This window comes from Microbacterium testaceum (assembly GCF_001476655.1).
Taxonomy (GTDB): Bacteria; Actinomycetota; Actinomycetes; order Actinomycetales; family Microbacteriaceae; genus Microbacterium; species Microbacterium testaceum_C.
Genome location: NZ_LDRT01000258.1, coordinates 1 through 920 on the forward strand (window position 1 = coordinate 1; position 920 = coordinate 920).

The window sequence follows — 920 nt, forward strand, 5'->3', positions numbered from 1 at the left end:
CGGCGCGACGGGGCGCGACACATCGCGAGCGTCAGCGCGTCAGACGCACCGTCACCAGCTGGAAGGGGCGCAGGTCGAGCTCGATCGAGCCGCCGTCGACGCTCGACACCGCTGCCGCATCGACCTCGCGCTCGAGCAGATCGGTCTCGGTGACGCCGGCGAGGTCGAACCCGGCCTCCAGGCGCGCGTGCGCGCGCTGACCGAGCGCCTCGTAGAGACGCACGATGACGTCTCCCGAGCCGTCCTGCGCGAGCTTGATCGCCTCGACGACCACGCCCGGCTGATCGATCGAGACCAGCGGGGCCACCGACTCCTCGGCGGCGTCGCTCACGACGCGCGTCGGCAGGTTCGTGCGGTAGCCCTCTATGACGGCGTCCACGACCTCGGCGCCGACGACGATGCCCACCTCGAGGTGGTGCAGACCCTGGTCCTGGCCCGGGTCGGGGAACATCGCCGAGCGGATGATCGACAGGCGCACGAGCGAGTACGTGCCTCCGGCCTCGCGCGCGTGCCGCGTGATGTCGTGGCCGTAGGTCGAGTCGTTCGTCACCGCGACGCCGAAGCCCGGCTCGGCGACCCGCACCCAGCGGTGCGCGGCGGTCTCGAATCGCGCCGAGTCCCACGACGTGTTCGTGTGGGTGGGGCGCACGATGTGACCGAACTGAATCTCGGATGCCGCGCGGTCGGTGTGCACGTCGACGGGGACGCCGAGTTTGAGCAGCTTCTGCTGCTCGTGCCAGTCGACATCGAGAGAGAGCCGCACGGCGCGCGAGCCCTCGGCGAGCGCGATGCGCGTGACGATCGTGGAGTCGCCGACGGAACGCTCCACCACCACGGCGTCGCCGTCGAGGCGCACCGCGTCGGCCGTGTCGAGGGACGTGGCGTGCCGGCGGTAGGTCTCGTCGATGTCCCACGCGTCC

At 71.3% G+C, this 920-nt stretch carries 1 protein-coding gene; it reads right to left on the reverse strand.

All coding sequences use genetic code 11. The annotated features are described in order from the left end of the window. Positions 1 to 31 precede the first annotated feature (31 nt). On the reverse strand, positions 32 to 920 hold an 889-nt coding region (locus tag NS220_RS18860), incomplete at its 5' end, for a glycoside hydrolase family 38 C-terminal domain-containing protein (RefSeq protein WP_242864697.1).